This window comes from Daejeonella sp. (genome assembly GCF_044342615.1).
In the GTDB taxonomy this organism is placed as follows: domain Bacteria; phylum Bacteroidota; class Bacteroidia; order Sphingobacteriales; family Sphingobacteriaceae; genus Daejeonella.
Map to the genome: position 1 here is coordinate 1 of NZ_JBIIPN010000210.1, position 3,056 is coordinate 3,056.

At 33.6% G+C, this 3,056-nt stretch carries 4 protein-coding genes; all 4 read right to left on the minus strand.

The window, feature by feature from the left end:
* Positions 1-622 (minus strand): DUF1015 family protein (locus tag ACIQ0D_RS12420; protein ID WP_395806086.1); only part of this gene is annotated, 622 nt, incomplete at its 3' end.
* A 51-nt stretch (positions 623-673) separates the two neighbouring features.
* Complete coding sequence (locus ACIQ0D_RS12425) at positions 674-1,624, minus strand: D-2-hydroxyacid dehydrogenase (RefSeq protein WP_395806088.1); 951 nt, start codon at positions 1,622-1,624, stop codon at positions 674-676.
* A 90-nt stretch (positions 1,625-1,714) separates the two neighbouring features.
* The gene (serC, locus tag ACIQ0D_RS12430; RefSeq protein WP_395806090.1) at positions 1,715-2,782 is read right to left on the minus strand and encodes a 3-phosphoserine/phosphohydroxythreonine transaminase; all 1,068 of its coding nucleotides are present in this window, start codon (positions 2,780-2,782) and stop codon (positions 1,715-1,717) included.
* A gap of 85 nt (positions 2,783-2,867) precedes the next feature.
* On the minus strand, positions 2,868-3,056 hold a 189-nt coding region (locus ACIQ0D_RS12435; RefSeq protein ID WP_395806092.1), incomplete at its 5' end, for a hypothetical protein.

Consider the following 3,056-nt stretch of genomic DNA (forward strand, 5'->3'; position numbering starts at 1 on the left):
CATCAGCTATATATGTTGAAGATAATTTAGAGAATTCATCAACCAAAATAAATAAGGTTTTCTCATCATCAATTTTCCATAAGCGATGTTCTGTATTTTCTTTATTGAAAGTTATATCTGCCTGATTTTCAGTGACATTAGATATAATAACATCAATTGCTAATATAGGTTTATAAGTAATTAAAACAGGATTTGCATCAATACCTGTTTGCTGAATATAATCAATTAGAGATTGCTCGCGCGCAGCATTAGTTAATTCATGTTTCTTAACAACATTATTCAGATAATCATCAATTGAGGTAACGGTCCATATTCCAGTTTGAATATTTCCTTCACGACTTACTTGATAAATATAAATCGAAGGTTTTTCATCCTGAATAAAGATGCCTTTATCTAGAAAATCCTCGAAATTCTCATTGATTTTTTTGAAAGCAAGCTCATTTTTAGAACCCATTAAGAAAATGTTATCCAATTTAGGAACAAGCATATTCACGTATGAATATGGATTTTCTTGTCGGATAAGCTTGGCTTCAGAAATACTTAAATTCTCAAGGTTTACAACTACCTTTTCAACACTTGATTGGCTGGGATGAATTCCTTTAAATGGTTTAATTTTAGGCATTTGTATTTTATTATGCTTAATCAAACCATTAAAAGAGGTTTAAATAAGCTTTTACTTTTTAAAAAAATCAATAATTAAACTAGCTAATTCAGTACCAATTCTTTCTTGAGCCTCATTAGTTGATGCACCAATATGAGGAGTTAAGCTAACATTGGGATGTGAAAGTAGATCTTGGCGTGGATTAGGCTCATTGTCAAAAACGTCAAGTCCTGCGAAACCAACTTTACCAGAATTTAATGCTTCTAATAAAGCATCTTCATCAATTGTACCTCCACGAGAACAATTAACTACCCCTACGCCATCCTTCATCATGGCAAATTCAGCTTTCCCTAAAACAGGTTTATCAGCGAATGGAACGTGTAAACTTATAAAATCAGACTCTTTAATTAATTGTTCAATGCTTAAGGCATTTACCGGGCAGTTAACACGAACATTACCACCTAACGTTAATTCGAGCTCCTTTGGGATTTCAAACAGGTCGTAGGCAAGAACATCCATACCTAAACCTAGTGCTACCTTAGCTGTTTCACGTCCAATTCTTCCGAAACCAATAATTCCGATTTTCTTACCACGAAGTTCAATACCTTTTGCATAGGCCTTCTTAAGATCATTGAATTTTGAATGACCTTCAATAGGCATTTTACGGTTAGCATCTTGTAAAAAACGAATTCCCGTGAAAAGGTGAGCAAAAACTAATTCAGCGACAGATAATGAAGATGCTGCAGGAGTATTTACAACCGCAAGGCCTTTTTCTCTAGCATAATCAACATCTATATTATCCATGCCCACACCACCACGCCCTATTAATTTAATATTGGGACAAGCATCAATCAGTTCTTTCCTAACCTTTGTTGCACTACGTACCGTAATGGCATCATAGTTTTTTAAACCTTCTGAAAGTTCAGCTTGTGGAATATGGCTGGTATCGACTTGGAAACCTGCTTTTTCTAATAAATCTTTACCGATTGGATCAATGCCATCATTTGCCAGTATACGAATCATAAATTATTGATTTTTGATGCTATAATTATTAATATTTTAAAATAAACAGAAATGAATTATACTGCCCATCAGCATAAAATCAAGCAATTTTTAACGATGCTTTTCAGCAAATTCCTGCATTGCATCAATTAAAGCATGAACACTTGTAATTGGTAATGCATTATACATTGATGCACGGAAACCACCAACGCTTCTATGACCTTTAATACCGATGATACCACGATCTTCAACAAATTTCAAGAATGGCTTTTCAAGTTCGGAATTCTCCATAACAAAGCAAACATTCATTCTAGAACGATCTTCCATACTACAAGTTCCTTTGAATAGAGGATTTCGATCAATTTCTCTATAAAGAGCTTCTGCCTTAGCTATATTTTCTTTTTCAATTTCGGCAACACCACCTTTAGATTTTAACCAGCGAAGGTTTAGCATAGCTACGTAAATTGAAAAAACAGGTGGAGTATTGTACATTGATCCACCTTCAATTTGAACATTATAATCAAGCATTGAAGGTATTTTACGATCAATCTTGCCTAAAATTTCATCTTTAAGGATGGCAAGAGTTAAACCTGCGGGGCCCATATTTTTTTGAGCACCGGCATAAATTAATCCAAATTTAGAAACATCAATAACGCGACTAAAAATATCGGAAGACATATCACAAACAACTGGGACACTAGTTTCAGGGACAGACATTAATTCGGTTCCGTAAATGGTATTATTGGAGGTATAGTGAAAATATGCTGAATCTTTTGGAATTTCAAAATCCTTTGGAATGAAGGAAAAATTATCTTCTTTTGACGATGCTACAACATTAACATTACCAAAAAGCTTAGCCTCTTTTAATGCTTTGGTTGCCCAAACACCTGTATTTAAATAAGCTGCAGTTTGATCTTCAGCAAGTAAATTCATTGGGACCATAGAAAATTGTAAGCTTGCCCCTCCTTGTAGTAAAACAACAGAATAGCCTTCTGGAACATTTAAAAGCTCTTTTACTAAACGTACTGTCTCATCAACAACCGCTTCAAATTCAGGTGTACGATGAGAAATCTCTAGAATTGAAAGACCAGTACCATTAAATTCAAGAACTGCTTGTGAAGCTTGTTTAAAAACCTCTTGAGGTAAAATACAGGGGCCTGCACCAAAGTTATGTGTCATAATAAAAAATTTATTTACAAAAATAACAGAATTTTTGAAGAGATGTTAGCTTTTTAAGCCTTATTAACATAAGATGACAAATGTGTTATCTGTTTTTAATGCTTGCGATTAAACGCAAGTTAAACATCCTAGCACTTAAATAGTTAGGAACGGCATATTGCCTTTCATTTTTATCATTTAACCAAAGGTAGCTGGTAGTATTTTTAAAATTAAAAAGATTGAAAAGCTCGGTGTGGAGGCTTAATGATTGAAAATATTTTTTAATTAATATTGA